The organism is Streptomyces chartreusis NRRL 3882, assembly GCF_900236475.1.
GTDB lineage: Bacteria > Actinomycetota > Actinomycetes > Streptomycetales > Streptomycetaceae > Streptomyces > Streptomyces chartreusis_D.
On sequence record NZ_LT963352.1, the window covers coordinates 4,161,354 to 4,182,440 of the forward strand.

Sequence of the window (21,087 nt, forward strand, 5' to 3'; positions counted from 1 at the left end):
GTCGCCCCCGGGCCCACGGGCCTGCGGGGCGACGCCCCCCCCCGGCTAGCCGGGCGTCACCAGCCGCGCCTCGTACGCGAACACCGCCGCCTGCGTCCGGTCCCTGAGCCCCAGCTTCACCAGGATCCGGCTGACGTGCGTCTTGATCGTCGACTCGGCGACCACCAGCCGCTCGGCGATCTCCCCGTTCGACAGGCCCTGCGCGATGAGGACCAGCACCTCCGTCTCCCGGTCGGTGAGGTCGCCGTACGCCGCCTGCGCGGAGGGCATCAGGCGCGGGGTCTCGGAGAGCTTGGAGAACTCGGTGATCAGGCGCCTGGTCACCGAGGGGGCCAGGAGAGCCTCACCGGAGGCCACGATCCGCACCCCGTCGGCGAGCTGGCGGGCCGAGGCGTCCTTGAGGAGGAACCCGGAGGCCCCCGCGCGCAGCGCCTGGTAGACGTACTCGTCGAGGTCGAAGGTGGTGAGCACCAGAACCTTCGCCGTGCCGTCGGCGGCGACGATCTCGCGGGTCGCCTCGATGCCGTTCAGCTCGGGCATGCGGATGTCCATCAGCACGACGTCCGGGGCGAGTTCGCGGACCTTCGCTACGGCCTCCCGGCCGTTCACCGCCTCGCCGACGACCTCGATGTCCGGCATCGCGTTCAACAGGACCGAGAAGCCCTCGCGCACCATCATCTGATCGTCCGCGATCAGCACGCGAATGGTCATGCGTCGTCCTCGTCCGGCAGGGCGACCGGCAGGAACACCGTCACCTCGTAACCTCCGTCGTCCGTCGGGCCCGCCGTCATCTCACCGCTCAGCATCGTCACGCGCTCCCGCATGCCCGTGATGCCGTGTCCGGCGCCCGGCGAGGGCTTGATCAGGCTCGGGTTCGGCGGCGGCCCGTTGACTATGCGCAGGCCCAGGCCGCCGAGCACGTACCCGATCTCGACGCGGGCGCTCGCACCCGGCGCGTGCCGCAGGGTGTTGCTGAGGGCCTCCTGCACGATCCGGTACGCCGACAGTTCCACGCCCTGCGGCAGCTCGCGCACCGCGCCGGTCACCACCTTCTCGACCCCCGAACCGGCCTCCCGCACATTGGCCAGCAGCCCCTCCAGGTCGGCGAGCGTGGGCTGCGGGGCGTCCGGGGCCTCGTAGTCCTCGGCGCGGACGACGCCCAGGACACGGCGCAGCTCGGTCAGGGCCGCCACCGCGTTCTCCCGGATCGTGGCGAAGGCCTTCTCAAGCTCCGGCGGCGGGTTCTCCACCCGGTAGGGTGCGGCCTCCGCCTGGATGGCGACCACCGACATGTGGTGGGCGACCACGTCGTGCAGCTCGCGCGCGATCGTCGTGCGCTCCTCCAGCAGCGTGCGGCGGGAGCGCTCGTGCGCGGTGACCGTCTGCTGCGCGGTGACCTCCTGCTCCGCGTGGCGGCGGATGTGCCAGACGGTGACGCAGAGCAGGATCATGGCCGAGAACACCAGCATCGGACCGGAGTTGGTGCCGTACACGTAGGTCGGGCCGATGCCGGTGTCCGCGATGAGCGCGTACAGCGCCGTCAGCGCCCACATCCACCCGGCCGTACGCGGCCTGGTACGCATGGCCACGACCGTCAGCACCGTCAGGTGGCAGGCGAAACTGCCTGCCGCCCAGGGCCACTCGCCCCAGTTGCTGCCGAGCACGGCGGCCAAGGGAGTGGATGCCATGGACGCCCAGAATGCTCCGACCGGCCGGATCATGGTCAGCAGGACAGGGAGCACGGTCAGCGGAGCGATCAGCAGCACCTCGCCGTCGGTGTCGACGCTGGAGAGGAGCAGGGTGATCAGGGCCGCCATGGCTATCAGGGCGTGCGGTGTCCAGGTCGCGTACTCCCTCAGGCGGGCGGGCAGCCGTCGGATGATCCGCCCGTCCGTGCGTCTGCGCGGCAGCGGCCGGTAGGCGAACGCGTTGTGGAAGAGGTCCTGCCGCAGCCCGCGCAGGGAATCCACGGCCACCCGGTACTCCGGGCTGCGCGCTTTCGCCCTGTCCCCCGGCGGCGTGGTCTGCATGTGAGTCGTCTCGGTCACGTACAGAACGGTAAGCGCGCCCCCGGGTCGCGGTCGTCCCCTTGGAGAGGGGTCCCCCGGAGTCCCCCTCAGGTACTACGGGGCCTGCGCCTAGTACCCCGACGGCCGGACCAGCCCCGACTCGTAGGCGAACACCGCCGCCTGCGTCCGGTCCCGCAGGCCCAGCTTCACCAGGATCCGGCCCACATGGGTCTTCACCGTCTGCTCGGCGACGAACAGGTGCCGGGAGATCTCCCCGTTCGACAGGCCCTGCGCGATCAGGGCGAGCACCTCCGTCTCCCGCTCGGTCAGGTCACCGATCCGCTCCTTGAGCGGGGCGCGGGGCCGGTCGTCCAGCCGGGAGAACTCGGCGATCAGCTTGCGGGTGATGACCGGGGCGAGCAGCGCGTCACCGGCCGCGATCACCCGGACCGCCTCGGCGAGCTGCTCCGACGACGCGTCCTTCAGCAGGAACCCGGAGGCTCCGGCGCGCAGCGCGTCGTACACGTACTCGTCGAGGTCGAAGGTGGTGAGCACCAGCACCTTGACGTCCGGGTTCGCGGTCGTGATGCGCTCGGTGGCCTCGATGCCGCCGATCCCGGGCATGCGGATGTCCATGAGGACGACGTCCGGGGCGGTCTCGGCGGCCCTCGCGACGCCGCCCTCTCCGTCCTTCGCCTCGCCCACGACCTCTATGTCGGGCTGGGTGCCGAGCAGCACGGTGAAGCCCTGCCGGACCATCGCCTGGTCGTCGACGATGAGAACCCGGATGGGTCGGCCGGCGCTGCTCGTCATGGGGTCCCTCCCGGGGGATCGGTGGTGGTGCCGGTGGAACGAGTGGTGCCCGGGGCGTCGGCGGGCGGCGTGTCCGGAAGGAACGCGGTCACCTTGAAGCCGTCCCAGTGCCACGGGTGCGCCGTCATGGTGCCACCGAGCATCGCGACCCGCTCCCGCATGCCGAGCAGTCCGTGCCCGGCTCCCGTCGAGGGCGGTGCGGGCCCGGTCGGCCGGCCGTTGACGACCTCCACCTCCAGCCCGTCCGGCTGATACGTGAGACGGACCGTGGCTCGCGCGCCGGGCGCGTGCCGCAGGACGTTGCTCAGCGCCTCCTGCACGATCCGGTACGCCGACAGCTCCACGCCGGGCGGCAGCGGCCGCCGCTCGCCGTTGATCTCGGTGATGACCTCGCGGCCGGCGGCCCGGGTGTTCTCCACCAGCGCGTCGAGCCGGTCGAGGGTGGGCTGCGGGGCGTGGCCGGCGGGATCCCCCGGTTCGGCCTGCTCGGAGCGCAGCACGCCCAGCACCCGGCGCAGCTCGGTCAGCGCCTCCAGCGCGTTCTGCCGGATACCGGCGAGGTTCTCCTTGAGTTCGTCGGGCGGGTTCTCGACGAGGTGCGGGGCGACCTGCGCCTGGATGGAGATGACCGACATGTGGTGGGCCACCACGTCGTGCAGCTCCCGGGCGATGCGGCTGCGCTCTTCCAGCAGGGTGCGCCGGGTGCGCTCCTCGGCGGTGAGCGTGGTCTGCTCGACCAGTTGCGCGCGGGCCTCGCGGCGACCGCGCAGGGCGGTGCCGACGACCACGACGACGGCGAACAGGGAGAGTGAGAGCACGCCGGTGGTGTCGTAGCGCTCCGCGTCCCGCAGGCCCTCCAGCCCGTAGGTGAGCAGCGCGGTCACCGCCAGGGTCGCTATCGCCGCGCGGGTGGGCACCCGCAGGGCGAGCAGCAGCAGCACGAACATCTCGGCGACGATGCCGGCCGCGGTCCAGGGCCAGGTGTAGGTCTCCGGGTCGAAACCGAGCCGGCCGCGCACCGCCACGGCTCCCACGACGAAGGCGCCCATGGACAGCCACCACGCCGGCACCGGCCGCCACAGTCCCAGGACCATGGCGCCGCCCTGCCCGGCCGCCACCAGGAAGGCCAGGTTGGGGCCGAGATGGCCGTTGTCGTTCATGTCGCCGGTGCCGCCGACCGTGACGCCGAATGCCGCCAGGCACACCAGTCCGTGGGGCAGCCAGCGCAGCCAGGTGGAGGGCGGCAGCGGATCTGCCCGGAGGGTCCACAGGTCCTCGCGCAGCACCCGCAGCCAGCCCCCGACGCGCGCCCGCAGCGCGCGGCCCACCCCCGTGTCCGTCACGCGCCCCAGCCTAGACATGGCGCGCCTCCACCGCTGTTGCCCGGTCGGACGGACGGTGCGCCCGCACCACCCGCGACCGCCGGCTCCGGCCACCACTCCGCTCGCAGGACCGGAAGGCGGCCCAGCAGACGGCGAGGGCCAGGGCGAACACGGGCAGCCAGAGCAGCCGGGCCCCGACCCAGCCGAGGCTGTCGGGCGGCGTGTGCAGACCGGGGAGCCGGCCGGCGAGGAGGCCGGTGGCCGTCGTGGCCATCAGGGCCGTCTGGTGCCACAGGAAGATGGTCATCGCGGAGAGGTTGACGAGGGCCACCGCCGCCCACGCCACGGGCCGGCGCATCGCCCGCCGCAGCCGCTCGCGCAGCAGCAGGGCGAGACCGCACTGGGCCAGCCCGAAGGTGACGACCGCCAGCGTCGGCGGGTCCAGGTTGGACATGCCCTCGCCCGGGACGCCGACCATCGACGCCGGATAGCCCGCCCACGCGACGAGCCCCGCGGTCGCCACGGCACCGCCGGCCAGCAGGATCCAGCCCGCGCGGCGCCGCTCCAGCTCGCCCCGGGTCCAGGCCGCGCCCAGCGTGAAGGGCACCAGCCAGCCCGCGGCCACGTTCACCCAGCCCAGCCAGGAAGGGCCGCCGAGACCGAAGCGCAACAGGTCCACGTGCAGTACGACGGCCAGCGGCCAGAGCGGGTTGAGCCGGGTCAGCAGCGGTGTCGCCGCCGTCAGGGCCGCGAACACCACGAGGAACCACAGCGGGGACAGGGCCAGTTTCACCAGCGTCCGGACCGTCCCGAACTCGGCGCCCGACAGCAGCAGGGCGAGTGCGGCGACCGTCCACAGGCCGAGGACGGCCGCGACCGGTGTGAACAGCCGGGTCAGCCGGGCCGCCAGCCAGCGGTGGTACGGGATGCCACGGGCCCGGGCCGAGGCCAGGCTGCGGGTCGCGACATGGCCGCCGACCAGGAAGAACACGGCGAGCGTCTGGAACAGCCAGGAGACGGGCGTCAGCCAGGGCATGTGCTGGAGAGGACTCGCCGAGCGCAGGGTGCCGCTGTCGGCGACCAGGGCCGTGACCAGCCAGTGCCCGAGGACGACGCCGAGGACCGCGGCGGCGCGCAGGGCGTCCACGGCCCGGTCACGGTCGGCCGGGGTGGCCGCGGCGACGCGTTCGGCGCCACGGCGCACCCGGTGCCGGACTCCTCGTACTCCGACGTCAGTCATGGGTCACCGCCTTGGTCTCGCCCAGGACGATCCGGGCCAGGTTGGTCAGGGAGGTCGTGCCGGGTCTGAAGTAGTCGCTGTGGCCGCCGTCGCCGACCGCGAACACCCGGGCGCCGAAGGCCGGGGAGACGGGGTCGGTGCCGAAGCCGACGGTGGTGCCGAACAGGTCCGCGCTGACGTGCGGGACGTTCTCCACCCAGTCGTCGCCGCCGCGGGCCGCCCAGACGCGGGCGCGGGTGTGCAGGGCGGCCACGGAGTCCGCGCCGGTGCCGGGACTGCCGACGAGCGCGATGTCGTCGACGGCGAGCCCGGCGGCGGCCCGGCCGCAGACGACCGAGCCGTACGAGTGGCACAGCAGGGAGATGCGCGGTCCGCCGCCCGTTACGGCGCGCAGGTCGGCGACGAGCCCGCGCAGCCGCGGGGCCGCCTGCTCCGCCCTGCCCGTCGTCGTGACCGTCGTGCTCACCGTGCCCGGCGTCTCGTAGCCCAGCCAGGCCACGACCGCCGTGCGCGTGCCCTCGGGGGCCTCCCGTTCGAGCCGGCCGTACAGGGCGGCGGCGGCCGCGTGGAACCGGCCGTAGGTGTCGAGGCTCGTGTCGGAGCCGGGGACCAGGACGGCGATGCGGTCGGCGCGGGCGAGGTCGCCCAGCACCTCCGTCACCCGGCCGGAACCACGGCCGTCGAAGAGGAGGAGGTGCCGGGCCGGGGCGGCCAGGTGACGGTCCGTCGCGGCCCGGTCCCGGTCGTGGTGGGCGGCGGCCATGCGGGCCGCTTCGGCGGCGTTGGCACGGTTGGCCGCGTACGCCTCGTCGAGCGTCGACGCGCTGAGCGGTGCGAGGGAGGCGGGTGCGGGCGCGGGGATCTCCGGGCGCCCCGCCGCGGAGAGGGGGAACACCACCGCACCGGTGATGAGGGCGGCGAGCGCGGCCCGCCGCCATCGGTGGCCGCGGCGCCGAGCGCCTTCACCCCAGCCGTGTTCCGCCGCGAACCCCATGGTCGTCCCCTCCCGCCCACCCGGCCATCGGGTCTGCGTGGAAGGGAAGTTACGGACCGGGACTCGTCGTCCGCGTCACACCGCGGAGCTCACCCGCGGCCTGGCTCTCAGGTACTACGGGTACGACCCAAGGGTTGGACCGGGGGCCGCTCACCAGGCCAGTTGGGCGATCTCCTCCACGACCACCGCGCACGCGTCCGCCGCCGGGTCGATGAGCGGGAAGTGCCCCACGTCCTCCAGCAGCGTCACGCCCACCATCTCCCCGGCCTTCGCCGCCGCATCCGCGTAGGACTCGGCGACCATCTGCGGCACGTCGAGGTCCGTGCGGCCCTGGACGAGGGTGGTGGCGATGCCGGTGGGCAGCAGCAGCGCCGGGTCCGCGTACGGCTGCCGCTCGGCGAAGTGCTCGTCCCCGCCCAGGAGTTGCCGTACGGCTCCGCCGCACACGTCCAGCTTGTCGGCGACCGCGAGGTCCGCGATCGGGGCGAGGGCGACGACACCGCGCAGGGACGCCGGGCTGCCGCCGCGCCAGGGCGAGCCGGCCGGCAGGACGTGCCGGGCCGCGGCCCACAGCGCGAGGTGCCCGCCCGCCGAGTGACCGGTGAGGACCGTACGGCGCGGGTCGGCCTGCGGCAGCAGCTCCCGGACGAGCGCCGGAAGGGCGTCCAGCGCCGCCGAGACGTCGTCGAAGGTGTCGGGCCAGCGGCCCGCGACGGAGTCGTCGTCACCACCGCGCCGGTACTCGGCACTGGCCACGGCGAACCCGCGCCGGGCGAGGAAGTCCGCGAACGGGCTGATGTGACGCCGGTCGTACGGCGCCCGCCAGGCACCGCCGTGCAGCACGAGGACGACCGGGGCGGGGCCGCCCGGGCCGCCCTCCGCGCGCGGGGCGTAGAAGTCGATCACCTGGTCGGGGTGGTCGCCGTAGGCGGCGGTGGCGTCGGGGTCGACGGGCGCGTGGGAGAACACCGATTTCTCCTCGGCGGCGGCCCGTGCTGCTGCGACGTCGTCCGTCATGCGCCAACCTCTCAGCGTTCAAACGTATGTGGCGGACCAGGTGGGGATTCGGCCGTTGGCCGGGACGGTATCAGGCGCGTGACATGCGCGGACACGGGGATGTCACGCTCGGTGAAGCTCAAGCGGTTCTGTCGTTCCGGCGCGACGGGGCCGGGCCTGGGCAGCGGGCCCGGCCCCGTCGGCGCTCACGCCAGCGTCCCGGCCAGCACCCGCGCCGCCCGCTCCACGTCGGCGAAGCCCACGTACAGCGGTGTGAAGCCGAACCGCAGCACGTCCGGCGCCCGGAAGTCGCCGACCACACCCCGCTCGACGAGCCGTTTCATCACCTCACCGGCGTCGTCACAGCGCAGGGCGATCTGGCTGCCCCGCTCCGCGTGCGGCACCGGCGTCAGGCACTCGACCCTGCCCTCGGGCACGTAGGCGGCCACGCACTGCAGGAAGAAGTCCGTCAGCGCGAGCGACTTGGCCCGCACCGCCTCGATCCGCACCCCGTCCCACACCTCCAGGGCCGCCTCCAGGGCGAGCATGGAGAGGATGTCCGGTGTGCCGACCCGGCCGCGCAGGGCGCCGGGGGCCGGCTCGTACCCGCTCCGCATCCCGAACGGCTCGGCGTGGGAGTTCCAGCCCGGCAGCGGGGAGTCGAAGCGGTCCTGAAGCCCCCGGCGCACGTACAGGTACGCCGGTGAACCCGGCCCGCCGTTCAGGTACTTGTAGGTGCAGCCGACCGCGAGATCCACGCCGTGCTCGTCGAGGCCCACGGGCAGCGCGCCCGCGCTGTGGCACAGGTCCCAGACGGCGTACGCGCCGGCCTCGTGCACGGCGGCCGTCAGCGCCGGCAGGTCGTGCAGCCGGCCGGTGCGGTAGTCGACGTGGTTGAGGAGCACGGCGGCGGTACGGTCGCCCAGCGCGTCCGGCACCTGAGCCGGTGCCACCGGACGCAGGGTGCGGCCGGTCATCCGGGCGGCGGACTCGGCGATGTACCCGTCGGTGGGGAAGGTCGTGGCGTCGACGAGGATCTCGTCGCGGCCCTCCCCGGCCATTCGCACCGCCCCCACAAGTGCCTTGAAGACGTTGACACTCGTCGAGTCGCCCACCACGATCTGCCCGGGCGCCGCCCCGACCAGCGGGGCGATCCGGTCACCGATCCGCTCGGGCGCCGTCCACCAGCCGCTCTCCTCCCAGGACCGGATGCGCAGCTCGCCCCACTGACGGCGTACGACGTCCTCGACCCGCCCGGGGACGACGGCCGCCAGCGCGCCGAGCGAGTTGCCGTCGAGGTACGCGACGTCGTCGAGAACGAACTCGCCCCGCTTGTCCGCCAGTTCGTCGGCGGCGTCCAGCTTCTCCGCGCGCATCGCGAGTTCAGACATAGGACCGCGCCGTCCACAGCTCGGGGAACACGCTCTTCTGCGCCCGCTTCTCCAGCCAGGCCACCCCGGCGGAACCGCCCGTGCCGGTCTTGGCGCCCATCGCGCGGCGGGTGGCGACGAGGTGGTCGTTGCGCCAGCGCCACACCAGCTCGGCGACATCGGTCAACGCCTCGCCGAGCCGGGCGATCTCGCCGCTCTCGTCACCCGAGTAGACGGCCGTCCAGGCCGCCTCCACCTCCGGGGACGGCTCGTAGCGCAGCGACACGTCACGCCGCAGCACGGCCTCGGGGATGTCGTACCCGCGCCGCGCCAGCAGCCGCACCACCTCGTCGTACAGGCTCGGCTCGTGCAACGCCTTCTCCAGCTCGGCGTGCACGCGCGGCGCCCCCCGGTGCGGGACCAGCATGGACGCGGACTTGTCGCCGAGCAGGAACTCCATCCGCCGGTACATCGCCGACTGGAACCCCGAGCCCTCGCCGAGGGCGGACCGGTACGAGTTGAACTGGGCCGGCGTGAGCTGGCCGAGCGGCTTCCAGGAGGCGTTGAGCGCCTCCAGCTCGCGCACGGACCGCTTCAGGGCGGCGATCGCGGTGGGCACGTCGTCGCCGCGCAGCGCGTGTGCCGCCGTCTCCCACTCGTGGACGATGACGGTGAACCACAGCTCCATCACCTGGGTGGTGACCAGGAAGACCATCTCTCCGGGGTCGTCGGAGAGGGTGTGCTGGAGGTGGGTGAGCACGTCCGCCTTGACGTAGTCCTCGTACGGCGTCGTGCCATGGAAATCGAGATGCGGGGTCTCGGGCTCGTGAGCCTCGTGGGACATCGCTGTCTCCTGCAGATAACTCCGGGTAGCGGTCCGCCCCTGCCGATGCCGGCACGGGGGCCCCGGTCCCCAGGGGCATACTCCGCAATCGTCCCCCGAAACCGCAAGGCCCGCCCGCTCGGCGGACGGGCCTCACACACGGACCGCTGTCAGCCCAGGACCTGCGCCGCCTCCGGCGAGGAGTCCTTGAGGAACTGGGAGCAGCGCTCGTACTCCTCCTGCTCGCCGATCGCCTGTGCGGCACGGGCGAGGGCGTGCAGGGCACGCAGGAAGCCGCGGTTCGGCTCGTGCTCCCAGGGGACCGGGCCGTGGCCCTTCCAGCCGTTGCGGCGCAGCGCGTCGAGGCCGCGGTGGTAGCCCGTACGGGCGTACGCGTACGACTCGACGGTCGCGCCCCGCTCGAACGCCTCGTCGGCGAGCTGCGCCCAGGCGAGCGAGGAGGTGGGGTGCGCGGCGGCGACGTCGACCGGCGCGGTACCCGACGCGAGCATTTCCCGTGGCCCGGGGTCGTCGGGGAGGTGGGTCGGGGGCGGGCCCCCGAGGAGGTTCTCGTGAATGGACATGCCCCAAGTCTGCCGCAGGCATGAGCTGCGGGCAGTCGTGCCAGTTGGGGCGGCACCCGTCCCGAAGAAGCGGCACCCCGCCCCGCCGGGTTGCGCAACACCCCGGCGCGAGCCCGAACGCCCCGTCCCTACGACAGCCGCTTCCCCACCGGCTCCCCCTCCAGCGGCGGTGCCGTCACACCCCCGTGCCGCAGACACTCCGGCCGCTTGCAGCCCGGCGGCGGTCTCCGTACCACCGCGGCCGCGACGACCGCCCCCACCACCAACGCCCCCGCACACCACGCCATCGCCTTCCCGAAGGCCGCATCGAACGCCCCCGGCTCCCGGTACGCCTCCTCCCCCATCCCCGCCAGCAGCGGCAACGCCGCCACCGCCACCAGCCCCGCCGCGCGAGCCGCCGCGTTGTTGATCCCGCTGGCCAGCCCCGCCCGGGCCACATCCACCGACCCCAGCACGGTCGCCGTCAGCGGCGCCACCAGCGTGACCATGCCCAGGCCGAGCACCACCAGCGCCGGCAGCACATCGGCGACGTACGACGCCCCCGGCCCGACCCGCAGCATCAGCAGCATTCCCGCGGCGCACAGCAGCGGCCCCACCGTGAGCGGCAGCCGCGGCCCGATCCGGTCGGCCAGCTCGCCGGAGCGCGCCGACAGCACCAGCATCAGCGCGGTCGTCGGCAGCAACGCCGTACCGGCCGCGAGGGCCGAATAACCCACCACCACCTGGAGCTGGAGCGCGGCGAGGAAGAAGAACCCGCCGAGGGCCGCGTACACGCACAGCGTGACGAGGTTGACCGCCGTGAACTGGCGGGAGGAGAAGATGTCCGGCGGCATCATCGGCTCGGACCGCCGCCGCTCGACCACCACGAACGCCACGGCCGCGGCCGCCCCCGCCACCGCCGTACCGGCCACCACGAGGCCGCCCTCCCCGGCCGCCTCGATCAACGCGTACGTCAGCAGCGCGAGCGCCGAGGCGCCCAGCACCGCCCCCAGCACGTCGAACCGGCCCCGGGCCCGCTCGCCGCCCGACTCGGGCACGTGCCGCAGCGCCACGGGCACGCACAGCAGCGCCAGCGGAACGTTCAGCAGGAACACCCACCGCCAGCCCGGCCCGTCCACCAGCCAGCCGCCGACGAAGGGCCCGACCGCCGCGCCGATCCCGCCGAAGCCGGACCACAGGCCCACCGCGCGGCCCCGGTCGTCGGGATGGAAGGACGCCTGGATCAGCGCCAGCGACCCCGGGGTGAGCAGGGCACCGCCCACCCCTTGCAGGGCACGCGCGGCGATCAGCACCCCGGCGTTGGGCGCGATCCCGCACAGCAGGGACGCCACGGCGAACCACACCACGCCGACGACGAACACCTTCCGGCGCCCGAAACGGTCGCCCAGCGCCCCGCCCAGCAGGATCAGCCCGGCCAGGGTGACCATGTACGCGTTGACGGTCCACTGCAGGGCCGCCAGGTCCGCGTCGAGGTCACGGCCGATGCGGGGCAGCGCGATATTGACGACGGTCGAGTCCAGCAGGGCCATGCCGGAGCCGAGGACGGTGGTGAGCAGGATCCACTTGCCCTGCGGTGAGGCCAACCGGACATCGGGCATGCAGGGAGCATACGGAAGAGCCCGGCACCACAGGAGGTGCCGGGCTCCACGCGAGCGAACCGGGACTTACTTGATCTTCGTGCCGGTCGAGCGGAGGTGGCCGCAGGCCTCGACGACGCGCTGCGACATGGAGGCCTCGGCCAGCTTGCCCCAGGTGCGCGGGTCGTAGGTCTTCTTGTTGCCGACCTCGCCGTCGACCTTCAGGACACCGTCGTAGTTGCGGAACATGTGGTCCGCGACCGGGCGCGTGAACGCGTACTGGGTGTCCGTGTCGATGTTCATCTTCACGACGCCGTTCTCCAGCGCGGTGCGGATCTCCTCCTCCGTGGAGCCGGAGCCGCCGTGGAAGACGAAGTCGAACGGTGACGCCTTGCCGTACTTGGCGGCGACGCCCTCGTTCAGCTCCTTCAGCAGCTCGGGACGCAGGACGACGTTGCCCGGCTTGTACACGCCGTGCACGTTGCCGAAGGACGCGGCGAGCAGGTAGCGGCCCTTCTCGCCCAGGCCCAGGGCCTCGGCGGTGCGGATCGCGTCGTCGACCGTGGTGTAGAGGGAGTCGTTGATCTCGTGGGAGACGCCGTCCTCCTCGCCACCGGTCGGGGTGATCTCCACCTCAAGGATGATCTTCGCGGCGCGGGCCTGCTCCAGCAGCTCCTGGGCGATGGAGAGGTTGTCGGCGAGGGTCTCGGCGGAGCCGTCCCACATGTGGGACTGGAACAGCGGGTTCAGGCCGGCCTCGACGCGCTTCTTGGAGAGCGCCAGCAGCGGACGTACGTACCCGTCGAGCTTGTCCTTCGGGCAGTGGTCCGTGTGCAGCGCGATGTTCACCGGGTACTTCTCGGCGACGATGTGCGCGAACTCGGCCAGGGCGACCGCGCCGGTCACCATGTCCTTGTTGTACTGGCCGCCCAGGAACTCGGCGCCACCCGTGGAGATCTGGACGATGCCGTCGCTCTCCGCCTCAGCGAAACCGCGCAGTGCCGCGTGCAGGGTCTGGGTGGAGGTCACGTTGATGGCCGGGTAGGCGAACTTTCCTGCCTTCGCCCGGTCCAGCATCTCGTTGTAGACCTCGGGAGTTGCGATGGGCATGCGTCCGCTCCTTGTATCTGCGGGTTGGCGTACTGCGTTGTCGGCCCTGACCTAGACCTTGGGGTGCGACGTCATCGTCGGCCCCATCTTTCCAGACTTGGCCGGAAGGTCCAGGCCACCGTCCACGCCCTGGTCAGTCGAGGCCCAGCTCGTCCTTCGAGAAGGCGAAGAGGTACGGCACCCCGGCGCCCTCCTGGATCTTCTCCGCGGCGCCGGTCGCCCGGTCGACGATGGTCGCGACGGCGACGACCTCGGCCCCGGCCTCGCGCACGGCCTCGACGGCGGTGAGCGGGGAGCCACCGGTGGTGGAGGTGTCCTCGACGACCAGCACACGGCGGCCCGCGATGTCCGGGCCCTCGACGCGCCGCTGCAGACCGTGCGCCTTGGCGGCCTTCCGCACGACGAAGGCGTCCAGGCGCTGCCCGCGCGCGGCGGCGGCGTGCAGCATGGCGGCGGCGACCGGGTCGGCGCCCATGGTGAGCCCGCCCACGGCGTCGAACTCCAGCTCGGCGGTCAGGTCGAGCAGGACCTGCCCGACCAGCGGCGCGGCCTCGCCGTCGAGCGTGATGCGGCGCAGGTCGACGTAGTAGTCCGCCTCCAGACCCGACGACAGGGTCACCTTGCCGTGCACCACGGCCTTGTCCTTGATCTGCTGCAGCAGCGCGCCGCGTGTGTCCGTCATGCCGCCCAGCTTAGAGGCGGCGCCAGCTCCAGGTCGTGGTGGCCTCCAGCGGCTCCAGGGGCGTGACCAGGCGCGGCAGGGTGTTGAGCCCGTTGGGCGGGCCGGTCTGCGGCTCCACGCACACGGCCGCGTCCTGCTCGTCGTAGACGACGACCCACTCCTCCCGGCTGGTCACCCTCAGCTCCAGCTGCCCGGGCCAGGTGAGGGTCACGTCGACGCCACCGGGCATCCCGAAACAGTCGTCCCAGGGGCCGGGCTTCGGCTCGACGCGGTTGCCGGTGGGCAGGTGGTCGTCGCCGCGCTCCTCCTGCCACGCGGGGTGGAAGTCGAGCGTCACGTCCTCGCCGCCGAGGTTCCGGTTGAACCACGGGTGCCAGCCGAGCTGCGCCGGGAACGACGACTCGTACGTCTCCACGGACAGGGTCAGCGTCAGCGCGTCCTCGGTGAGGGCGACGACCTGGGTGACGCGGCCCGGGTGGGGCCAGGGGTCGACGAGCTCGTAGGTGATGACGGCCTCGGCCGTGCTCGTGCGGGCGGTGCGCCAGGCGCCGTCGCGTGCGGTGCCGTGGATGGCGTGGGGCGGGGCGTTGAGGGGCATCTGCCGCACGGCGGCGCCGTCCAGGAACCGCCCGTCCCGGATCCGTCCGCACCAGGGCACCATCGGGAAGCAGCCGAACCGCTCCCCCTGCCGGAGCATCTCCACGCCGCCGATCCGCAGCCCTCCGACCCGGCCGCCGTTGCCCGGCTGCACGGTCACCTCCGCGTCGCCCGCGGTCAGCGTGATGTCTTCGTCACTCACGGGACGACCCTACTGGGGTGATCAAGAGGGCCTCACGTGGTGCGGTGCGTTTTCAGCGGCGTCGGCGCAGGGCCCGGACGGCCACGACGGCCGACGCCAGCGCGAGCGCCGCCGCGGGGGCCGCCCAGCGCAGCGGGGCGGAAGGCATCACGGTCTGCGGCGCGGGCACCGGCGCGTACCGCCCGCGCGGCGGCGCGTGATCGACCTCCTCGGCGCTCCGCCCGATCATCGTGCGCCGCGCATGCGCCGCCTCGGCGATGTCCTCGTCGTCCTGCTCGTCCACATCGTCCTCGTCGTCCACGTCGTCCACGTCGTGCTCCTCATCCTGGTCATCCTCGTCCGAGGGCCCGAGAGAAGACGGCGGAATATCGGCGCCGAAGACGGCGGGGGGCTCGGGGGCCGGGGGCCCGTCCGCGGGACCCGACGTCCCGGCGTCCTCGGCCCTCGCAGTCCCCGGGGTCCCCGCCGGAGGCGGTGGGGCCGGGTCGTCCGCGTCCGGGGTCGTTTCGTAGTCGGTCGTGGCCCGGGGTTCGAAGTCCTGGGTGGCGAGGGGCGTGGTCGTTTCCGGCGCCGCCGCGGCCAGGTGTTCCGCGAAACGGTTCAGCAGGCGGGTGGCGGCGCCCTCGACCGCGTCGGACGGGAGGTCCTTGATCCGTCCGTCCGCGGCGGCCGTGCCGTCGAACACGATCGTCGTGCCGTCCTCCGCGTCGCGCAGGGCGATCCGCAGCGCGAGCTTCACCGACCCGGTGCCGCGGGCCTCCGTGGCGTCGCCCTCGACGGCGTACACCCCGTCGTCCCCCCGGGACACCCGTACGGCACCCCGGTACGTGACCGAGTGGCTGCCGACCCGGATCTTCAGCCGCCCGGCGACGGGCTCGGCGCCGGCGTCCTGCTGGAGCCCCGGAACCGCCCGGGCGACCCGCGCGGGGTCGTCCAGCACCTCCCTGAGCCGCTCGGCCGGAACCGGAACGAACACCTCGTGCTCCATGTCGACGGACTCTACCCAGCACACGCCGAAACGCACCCCCGCCTTCGGGATTCACTCCCGAACCGCCCCCGCCAGGCGTATCCTCACCCGCCCTCGCCCACCCTCACCAGGCCATCCCGGCCCGCTCAGTACCGCGGATGCACCAGCGTCGACGCGGGCAGCCCCGCGATCCGCGTGGCCCGCGCCGCCCGCTCCCCCGCCGCGAGGGACGCGTCGTCGAGGACGTACGGGCGCGGGCCGTCCGGATCGAGGCGCGGTCGCGGCTCCGTACGGGCGGCCAGGACGAAGCCCCAGTCCCGGGCCGCCCGGGAGCGGTCGGCGGGAGTGCGGTCGGGGCCCACGGCGAAACCGGCGTGGCGGCCACCCGTGCCGTACGGGGCGGTGCGGAAACCGGCCGCGCGGACGGTCGCCTCCACCGTCCAGAACACCCGCGGGCTGGACGTGACGGGCCCGGCGTGCACCACGAGCCGGCCGCCGGGGGCGAGCACCCGCCGTGCCAGGCCGTAGAACTCCTGCGAGTACAGCTTCGTACTCGCCGTGATGCCCGGGTCCGGCAGATCCGAGAGGACCACGTCGTAGGCCCCCGCGGGCGCTCCGCGCAGCCAGCCGAAGGCGTCCTGCGTGGTCACGCGCACGCGCGGGTCGCCGAACGCGTGCCTGTTCAGCGCCGACAGGGCCGGGTCGGTGCGGGCCAGCCGCACCACCTCCTCGTCGAGTTCGACGACGTCGACCCGTTCCACCCCGGGATGCCGCAGCGCCTCGCGTGCCGCCAGTCCGTCACCGCCGCCGAGGATCAGCACGCGCGCGTGCGGTCCGGTCATGGCCGGGTGGACGAGGGCCTCGTGGTAGCGCAGTTCGTCGCGCCCGCTGACCCGCAGCCGGCCGTCGAGGTACACGTCGAGGGGCCGGCCGTCCGTACCGCCGACGAGGACCACCTCCTGCACGCCGGTCTGCAGCGCCACGCGTACGTCCCCGCCGTACACCGCCTGCCGCGCGGCCCGTTCGAAGTCGTCGACGAGGACGGCGGCCGAGGCGAGGACCGCCAGCACGAGCACGTTGGCGGCCAGCAGCAGCCAGCGGGCGCGCCGGGTCAGGTCCCGCCGGAACAGGCCGAGCACCAGCGCGCCCCCGATGACCGCGTTGACGGCGCCGGTGAGCAGCGCGCCGGTCAGCTGGCCGAGGAACGGCAGCAGCAGGAAGGGGAAGGCGAGTCCGCCGACGAGGGCACCGACGTAGTCCGCGGCGAACAGGTCGGCCACCGCGCCGCCCGCGTCCTGGCGGCGGATGCGCTGGATCAGCTCCATCAGCAGCGGGACCTCGGCGCCGATGAGCAGCCCGGTCGCGAGCGAGAAGGCGACCAGGAGGCAGCGGGGCCCGCTGGCCCAGATCCCGCCCCAGTCGCCGGTCCAGGCGAAGACCGCGTACAGGGCCATCGCACTGCACCCGCCGACGAGGGCGAGGGTCGCCTCGACCGCGCCGAAGCCGGCCGCGGCGAGCCCGCGCAGCCGCTTCGCGGCGAGGGAGCCGATGCCCATCGCGAAGACCATGACGGACAGCACGACGGACGCCTGGGTGACGGAGTCGCCCATCAAGTACGAGGCGAGGGCGACGAGTTCCAGCTCGTACACCAGTCCGCACGCCGCGCAGACGAACACGCCCGCGAGGACCAGGAACCGTCCGGTGCCCGGCCGGACGGGCAGTCGCGCCGGGCCGCCGGGGCCGTCCGGGGCGCTCCAGACGGGCGGGGAACCGGGCGGGGCGGGCACGTGCGGCTCGATCACGCTGCGACGTTACGTCACGTCTCGACCGCGGATCGTCACCCACACGTGTGGTGCTGGTTTACAGAGGCCCGGCAACGGTATGGGATCCGGTTCGCCGAGTGAGTGACGTGCGGGGGAGATGCAGCTCGGCGACCGCCGTCGGCACCCGTACGCCCACCTTCGTGCGGGTCGCCACCAACTGCCCGTCCTGCGGGTACGCATGCCAGGTCCGCCAGTGCACCTGGCCCTCGTGGTGCCGGGCCAGCAGTGCCGTGAAGGCGTGCGGGCTGCCGGGGAAGACGCCGGCCAGACCGTGCGGGTGGTCGGAGACGAGGGCCAGCAACTCCTGGGCGCGGCCCGCGAAGGAGCCGGGCGAGAGGACCTCGACCCGGGCCGCGAACTCGTACTCCCAGTCGCCCACCCGCTTGGCGACGCCGAGCGGAAGCGGGGTGCTGCTGCCCGCGATGCACGCCACCGTCTCCGAGCAGATGCCCCGCTCCCCCTCCAGCAGGACCTGGTGGGACGCGCCGAGAAGTCGCAACTGAAGTTTGGCGCCCGCCAGTTCCAGGTCGAGCGTGGCCAGTGCGGGAAGCGGCTCGCGTCCCAGGGCCCAGGCGAGATCGGCCGCGCGCGTGTCGGTGTAGGAGGTGTTCAGGGTCGTGAGCATGGATCGGCTCCGCAAGCACACAAGGAGAGGGAGTGGGTCCGCTGCACCCCGGTCACGCCGGGGGATTGGGCCCGGGCCAGCCCGGTCGGCCGGTTTGTTTCGGGAAGATGTCCGCAGGGCGTCCGAGAGGCTGCGTTGGTGATTGAGAGGGAATCATGAACTGTCGCGTCGCAACAGCGTTTTTACCCAAGTTCGTAGGGTTTCCATCCCTCAGAGGGCTCCACAGCTCAACTGTTCAACTACGGCGTACGCCGGCGCCGGGGAGGCGTGCGCCGGCGCGCCGCGACTCCCACCGCAAGCCGGGACGGATCGAAGCCCGGGCTACGAACGGGCCCCTGAAGTGCCAGCTTGACGGCCGCAGTTGCCGCAGTCACGCCTCGCCCCGACGCTCCACGGCCAGAGTTGTCCTACAGGCATGCGAAATTGCCAGAACGCGCTCCGAGCCGCCCGACAGCCGTTCGACCCCTCCACCGGACGGAAACCTCGGACGCCGGCCGCACGGGGATGCTGGGCCTTCGGCCGCACAGGAGCACTGAGCCCCAGATCGGCACGGAGACCCTGCACCTCCGGCCCGCACGGCCCCCGGAACGCCGACCGGACGGGGGCCCTGGGACTGCGCCCGACACGAGAAGCCGGGACCTCCCGCCGACACCGACACCCCGGACCTCCGGCCCGCACGGACTCCGGACCTCCGACTGCACAGGGCCTCTGGGGCTGCGGCCGGCACAGAAACTCGGAACCTCCCGCCGACACCGACACCCCGGACCTCCGGCCCGCACGGACCCCGGAGCTCCCGCCGACCCCGAGACCCTGGGCCTCCGATCCACACGGACTCCGGACCTCCGGCCGCACAGGGCCCCTGGGACTGCGGCCGGCACAGAAACCCGGGAACTCCGCCCGGCACGGGAACCCCTGGCCCCCCGCCGACACGCAACGCGGGGCCCGCCCCAGGTGCGGACCCCGCGTTCGGTGGTTGCGGCTTACCCGTCGGGGAGCGCGGCTGACGTCTGTCAGCTGCCTCCGCCGCCGCAGCCACCTCCGCCACCACCCCCGCCGCAGGACGAACCGCCTCCGCAGGACGAGCCGCCGCCGCAGGAGTGTCCCCCGTGGTGTCCGCCTGACGAGCCGGAGTCTCCGCCCCCGGCCCACCAGCTGCCGCCGCTGTCGTGGCGCGACGACCCGGTGGACGCCCACCCCCCGCGACGGGCCGTCCGTCCGGATCCGCCGCTGCGGGCCTTGGACACCAACGCCCCGACCAAGAGGACTCCGATCACCGCCAGGATGATGCCGACGACCATGGCGTCACCCTCCTTCCGTTTCCCCCGAAGCGGCCCCCCGTGGGCGCCTCGCTCTAGCGTGAACAGGGGATGCCCGCCGCGCGTGCGGCCCAAAGCACAGTTGAGGAACTCCAGAGCTTCGGCGGAGGATGACCCGCATGACCTCCAGCGCGCGCCCCCTCCTCAACCGCCGGCTCGCCGAGTTCGGGACGACGATCTTCGCCGAGATGTCCGCCCTGGCCCTGAGCACCGGCGCCATCAACCTCGGGCAGGGCTTCCCCGACACCGACGGCCCCGAGGAGGTCAGGGAGGCCGCCGTACGGGCGCTGCGGGACGGCCTCGGCAACCAGTACCCGCCGGGCCCCGGCGTCCCCGAGCTGCGCGCCGCGATCGCCGCCCACCAGCAGCGGCGCTACGGCCTGTCCTGCGACCCCGACACGGAGGTCCTGGTCACCGCCGGGGCCACCGAGGCCATCGCCGCCGCGCTGCTGGCCCTGGTGGAGCCGGGCGACGAGGTGATCGCCCTCGAGCCCTACTACGACTCGTACGCGGCGTGCATCGCGATGGCGGGCGGGCGCCGGGTGCCGGTCACGCTCCGCCCGGACGACGGACGCTTCCGCCTGGACCTCGACGAGCTGCGGGACGCCGTCACCGACCGCACCCGTCTGCTGCTGATCAACACCCCGCACAACCCGACCGGCACGGTCCTCACCCGCGCGGAGCTGGCCGCGATCGCCGAGCTCGCGGTGGAGCGGGAGCTGCTCGTGGTGACGGACGAGGTGTACGAGCACCTGGTCTTCGACGACGCCGAGCACGTGCCGCTGGCGACGTTCCCGGGGATGCGCGAGCGTACGGTCACCATCGGGTCGGCCGGAAAGACGTTCTCGTTCACCGGCTGGAAGGTCGGCTGGGTGACCGGCACCCAGGAACTCGTGACCGCCGTCCGGACGGCCAAGCAGTACCTGACCTATGTCAGCGCGGGCCCGTTCCAGTACGCGGTCGCCGAGGCGCTGCGCCTGCCGGACTCGTACTTCGACGGCATCCGCGCCGACCTCCGCCGCAAGCGCGACCTGCTCGGCGACGGCCTGCGCACGGCCGGGTTCGAGGTCTACGAACCCAAGGGCACGTACTTCATCACCACCGATATCACTCCTTTCGGTGAGAAGGACGCCCACCGCTTCTGCCGCGCGCTGCCCGAACGCTGCGGCGTCGTCGCCATCCCCAACTCCGTCTTCTACGACGACCCGGCCGCCGGCCGCAGCCAGGTCCGCTTCGCCTTCTGCAAGAGGGACGACGTTCTGCACGAGGCCGCCGTTCGGCTGCGGCGCCTGGCTTCGTGACATCACCTCCCCAGCCGGCATGACCGTGCGAAGCGCGCCCGCATGATCGGGTAACAGGTTCTTCAAAGGTTCTTCATCACCTCCGGCCTACGGTCGGGCTGCCCGCCGCGCCCGCGGTCGGGCCCGACAGGAGGCGGGAGAACCGATGAGGACGAACCGGGTGCTGGCGGCCGTGGTGACGGCGTCGGTCATGGTGATCACCCTGGCCGGCTGCGGCGGCGAGGGCGACGCTCCGAAGGTCCCCACGGCCGGTGGCGACAACGCGTCCGCGGCGTCCGGCAAGACGGCCGCCCCCAGCGGTGGCGACGACGTGTCCGCCTACGTGAACGCCCAGCGCGAGTGGGTGAAGTGCCTGCGGGAGAACGGGGTCGACGCCCCCGACCCGGACGCCAAGGGGCAGGTCGACTTCGGCGACAACGCGGCGTTGAAGAAGGACACGAAGTTCCTGAACGCCTCCGAGAAGTGCGCCTCGCTCGTGGCGGCCGTCCCCGAGAGCCTCGAGAACGCCAACCAGCCCGAGCTCACCCCCGAGCAGATCAAGGTCAAGCGCGACTACGCCGACTGCATGCAGAAGAACGGCGCGCCCGACTTCCCCGATCCCGGCCCCGACGGGACCGCGCAGGGCTCCGAGTGGGACCAGACGTCGGCGGGAGCCAAGCGTGCCACCCGTGTCTGCGCTCCGATCATCGGCGACCCGGTGGACCAGCCCGAGGGCAAGGGCTGACGATGACGGAGA

19 protein-coding genes are annotated in these 21,087 nt (G+C 73.1%); 2 read left to right on the forward strand and 17 right to left on the reverse strand.

Annotation, left to right across the window (positions count from 1 at the left end; translation table 11 throughout):
- Positions 1 to 45: 45 nt before the first annotated feature.
- From SCNRRL3882_RS18655 to SCNRRL3882_RS18735, 17 genes are all read right to left on the reverse strand, one after another.
- A complete protein-coding gene (locus SCNRRL3882_RS18655) occupies positions 46 to 711 on the reverse strand; it encodes a response regulator (protein WP_010032053.1) in 666 nt (221 codons plus the stop codon).
- Positions 708 to 2,048 carry a histidine kinase gene (locus SCNRRL3882_RS18660; RefSeq protein WP_029180617.1) on the reverse strand — a complete coding sequence of 447 codons (1,341 nt, stop codon included), beginning with the start codon at positions 2,046 to 2,048 and terminating at the stop codon, positions 708 to 710. Before SCNRRL3882_RS18660 ends, SCNRRL3882_RS18655 begins: the two co-directional genes overlap by 4 nt.
- 90 nt (positions 2,049 to 2,138) lie before the next feature.
- The gene (locus SCNRRL3882_RS18665; protein ID WP_010032056.1) at positions 2,139 to 2,822 is read right to left on the reverse strand and encodes a response regulator; all 684 of its coding nucleotides are present in this window, start codon (positions 2,820 to 2,822) and stop codon (positions 2,139 to 2,141) included.
- Positions 2,819 to 4,183, reverse strand: coding sequence for a sensor histidine kinase (locus tag SCNRRL3882_RS18670; protein ID WP_040902317.1), 1,365 nt, complete (start codon positions 4,181 to 4,183; stop codon positions 2,819 to 2,821). Before SCNRRL3882_RS18670 ends, SCNRRL3882_RS18665 begins: the two co-directional genes overlap by 4 nt.
- Entirely contained in the window at positions 4,176 to 5,384 is a 1,209-nt protein-coding gene (locus SCNRRL3882_RS18675) for an acyltransferase family protein (protein WP_029180618.1), read from the reverse strand. The genes SCNRRL3882_RS18670 and SCNRRL3882_RS18675 overlap by 8 nt, the downstream gene beginning before the upstream one ends.
- Entirely contained in the window at positions 5,377 to 6,378 is a 1,002-nt protein-coding gene (locus SCNRRL3882_RS18680; RefSeq protein ID WP_010032060.1) for an alpha/beta hydrolase, read from the reverse strand. Before SCNRRL3882_RS18680 ends, SCNRRL3882_RS18675 begins: the two co-directional genes overlap by 8 nt.
- A 150-nt stretch (positions 6,379 to 6,528) precedes the next feature.
- On the reverse strand, positions 6,529 to 7,395 hold the full coding sequence (locus SCNRRL3882_RS18685; protein WP_010032061.1) for an alpha/beta hydrolase: 867 nt from the start codon (positions 7,393 to 7,395) through the stop codon (positions 6,529 to 6,531).
- Between the two features lie 185 nt (positions 7,396 to 7,580).
- On the reverse strand, positions 7,581 to 8,765 hold the full coding sequence (gene kynU / locus SCNRRL3882_RS18690) for a kynureninase (RefSeq protein ID WP_010032062.1): 1,185 nt from the start codon (positions 8,763 to 8,765) through the stop codon (positions 7,581 to 7,583).
- Positions 8,758 to 9,588: a tryptophan 2,3-dioxygenase family protein gene (locus SCNRRL3882_RS18695; RefSeq protein ID WP_010032063.1), complete on the reverse strand. Its 831-nt coding sequence runs from the start codon at positions 9,586 to 9,588 to the stop codon at positions 8,758 to 8,760. The genes kynU and SCNRRL3882_RS18695 overlap by 8 nt, the downstream gene beginning before the upstream one ends.
- A gap of 149 nt (positions 9,589 to 9,737) precedes the next feature.
- Positions 9,738 to 10,151, reverse strand: coding sequence for a DUF3151 domain-containing protein (locus SCNRRL3882_RS18700; protein ID WP_010032064.1), 414 nt, complete (start codon positions 10,149 to 10,151; stop codon positions 9,738 to 9,740).
- A 128-nt stretch (positions 10,152 to 10,279) separates the two neighbouring features.
- Positions 10,280 to 11,749 (reverse strand): MFS transporter, encoded by a 1,470-nt coding sequence (locus SCNRRL3882_RS18705; protein ID WP_010032065.1) that lies wholly within the window; start codon positions 11,747 to 11,749, stop codon positions 10,280 to 10,282.
- A 66-nt stretch (positions 11,750 to 11,815) separates the two neighbouring features.
- Positions 11,816 to 12,838 (reverse strand): class II fructose-bisphosphate aldolase, encoded by a 1,023-nt coding sequence (gene fbaA / locus SCNRRL3882_RS18710; protein ID WP_010032066.1) that lies wholly within the window; start codon positions 12,836 to 12,838, stop codon positions 11,816 to 11,818.
- A gap of 133 nt (positions 12,839 to 12,971) precedes the next feature.
- On the reverse strand, positions 12,972 to 13,520 hold the full coding sequence (pyrE, locus tag SCNRRL3882_RS18715; protein ID WP_010032067.1) for an orotate phosphoribosyltransferase: 549 nt from the start codon (positions 13,518 to 13,520) through the stop codon (positions 12,972 to 12,974).
- A gap of 10 nt (positions 13,521 to 13,530) precedes the next feature.
- Positions 13,531 to 14,319: an aldose 1-epimerase gene (locus tag SCNRRL3882_RS18720; RefSeq protein ID WP_010032068.1), complete on the reverse strand. Its 789-nt coding sequence runs from the start codon at positions 14,317 to 14,319 to the stop codon at positions 13,531 to 13,533.
- 52 nt (positions 14,320 to 14,371) lie between these two features.
- Positions 14,372 to 15,307 (reverse strand): SRPBCC domain-containing protein, encoded by a 936-nt coding sequence (locus tag SCNRRL3882_RS18725; protein ID WP_078602715.1) that lies wholly within the window; start codon positions 15,305 to 15,307, stop codon positions 14,372 to 14,374.
- A 125-nt stretch (positions 15,308 to 15,432) separates the two neighbouring features.
- A complete protein-coding gene (locus SCNRRL3882_RS18730; RefSeq protein ID WP_010032074.1) occupies positions 15,433 to 17,088 on the reverse strand; it encodes a polyamine aminopropyltransferase in 1,656 nt (551 codons plus the stop codon).
- 58 nt (positions 17,089 to 17,146) lie between these two features.
- Positions 17,147 to 17,734, reverse strand: a complete 588-nt coding sequence (locus tag SCNRRL3882_RS18735) for a DUF2617 family protein (RefSeq protein WP_010032077.1) — start codon at positions 17,732 to 17,734, stop codon at positions 17,147 to 17,149.
- 1,426 nt (positions 17,735 to 19,160) lie between these two features.
- Between SCNRRL3882_RS18735 and SCNRRL3882_RS18745 the strand changes: the two genes are divergently transcribed.
- A complete protein-coding gene (locus tag SCNRRL3882_RS18745; RefSeq protein WP_029180619.1) occupies positions 19,161 to 20,351 on the forward strand; it encodes a pyridoxal phosphate-dependent aminotransferase in 1,191 nt (396 codons plus the stop codon).
- A 145-nt stretch (positions 20,352 to 20,496) separates the two neighbouring features.
- Positions 20,497 to 21,075, forward strand: coding sequence for a hypothetical protein (locus tag SCNRRL3882_RS18750; protein WP_010032082.1), 579 nt, complete (start codon positions 20,497 to 20,499; stop codon positions 21,073 to 21,075).
- Positions 21,076 to 21,087: the final 12 nt, after the last annotated feature.

Coding starts and splice junctions, on each gene's coding strand:
- SCNRRL3882_RS18735 (WP_010032077.1), bottom strand. CDS start 17,734: ATGCTCACGACCCTGAACACCTCCTACACCGACACGCGCGCGGCCGAT.
- SCNRRL3882_RS18655 (WP_010032053.1), bottom strand. CDS start 711: ATGACCATTCGCGTGCTGATCGCGGACGATCAGATGATGGTGCGCGAG.
- kynU (WP_010032062.1), bottom strand. CDS start 8,765: ATGTCTGAACTCGCGATGCGCGCGGAGAAGCTGGACGCCGCCGACGAA.
- SCNRRL3882_RS18675 (WP_029180618.1), bottom strand. CDS start 5,384: ATGACTGACGTCGGAGTACGAGGAGTCCGGCACCGGGTGCGCCGTGGC.
- SCNRRL3882_RS18725 (WP_078602715.1), bottom strand. CDS start 15,307: ATGGAGCACGAGGTGTTCGTTCCGGTTCCGGCCGAGCGGCTCAGGGAG.
- SCNRRL3882_RS18695 (WP_010032063.1), bottom strand. CDS start 9,588: ATGTCCCACGAGGCTCACGAGCCCGAGACCCCGCATCTCGATTTCCAT.
- SCNRRL3882_RS18685 (WP_010032061.1), bottom strand. CDS start 7,395: ATGACGGACGACGTCGCAGCAGCACGGGCCGCCGCCGAGGAGAAATCG.
- SCNRRL3882_RS18700 (WP_010032064.1), bottom strand. CDS start 10,151: ATGTCCATTCACGAGAACCTCCTCGGGGGCCCGCCCCCGACCCACCTC.
- SCNRRL3882_RS18745 (WP_029180619.1), top strand. CDS start 19,161: ATGACCCGCATGACCTCCAGCGCGCGCCCCCTCCTCAACCGCCGGCTC.
- SCNRRL3882_RS18680 (WP_010032060.1), bottom strand. CDS start 6,378: ATGGGGTTCGCGGCGGAACACGGCTGGGGTGAAGGCGCTCGGCGCCGC.
- SCNRRL3882_RS18670 (WP_040902317.1), bottom strand. CDS start 4,183: ATGTCTAGGCTGGGGCGCGTGACGGACACGGGGGTGGGCCGCGCGCTG.
- SCNRRL3882_RS18750 (WP_010032082.1), top strand. CDS start 20,497: ATGAGGACGAACCGGGTGCTGGCGGCCGTGGTGACGGCGTCGGTCATG.
- fbaA (WP_010032066.1), bottom strand. CDS start 12,838: ATGCCCATCGCAACTCCCGAGGTCTACAACGAGATGCTGGACCGGGCG.
- SCNRRL3882_RS18665 (WP_010032056.1), bottom strand. CDS start 2,822: ATGACGAGCAGCGCCGGCCGACCCATCCGGGTTCTCATCGTCGACGAC.
- SCNRRL3882_RS18705 (WP_010032065.1), bottom strand. CDS start 11,749: ATGCCCGATGTCCGGTTGGCCTCACCGCAGGGCAAGTGGATCCTGCTC.
- pyrE (WP_010032067.1), bottom strand. CDS start 13,520: ATGACGGACACACGCGGCGCGCTGCTGCAGCAGATCAAGGACAAGGCC.